1 protein-coding gene is annotated in these 523 nt (G+C 58.1%); it reads left to right on the top strand.

The genetic code is table 11. The features are described 5' to 3' along the window. Positions 1-363: cytochrome b (locus DNU06_RS17645; RefSeq protein WP_111064801.1), on the top strand; the 363-nt coding region annotated here is incomplete at its 5' end. Between the last annotated feature and the right edge of the window lie 160 nt (positions 364-523).

Here is a 523-nt window from a genome sequence, read left to right on the forward strand (position 1 = left end):
CTGGTGCGTATCGTCTGGCGTTTGATCAGCCCGCCGCCACCACCGTTGGCCAGCTACAGCCGCTTGACTCGTATCGGCGCCGCGTTTGGCCACGCGTTCCTGTATATCGGCCTGTTTGCCGTGATGATTGCCGGTTACCTGATTTCCACCGCAGACGGTGTCGGGATCCCGGTGTTTGGCCTGTTCCACATTCCTGCCGTGGTTTCCGGTCTACCGGACCAGGCGGACACCGCTGGCGTGGTGCACCTGTACCTCGCCTGGGTGTTGGTGGTCTTTGCCGGCTTGCACGGCGTGGCTGCTTTGAAACACCACTTTATCGATCGTGATGCGACCCTTAAGCGAATGCTGGGGCGCAAAGCCTGATGTTCAACCTCGACTCACAAGGAATAGAAAGCATGTTGAAAAAGACACTCGCCGCGCTGGCAATCGGTTCTGCTCTGCTGTCGGCAGGCCAGGTGATGGCCGCTGATTATGTTGTCGACAAAGAAGGCCAGCACGCCTTCGTTGATTTCAAGATCAGCCA

The organism is Putridiphycobacter roseus, assembly GCF_003234935.1.
GTDB lineage: Bacteria > Bacteroidota > Bacteroidia > Flavobacteriales_D > Crocinitomicaceae > Putridiphycobacter > Putridiphycobacter roseus.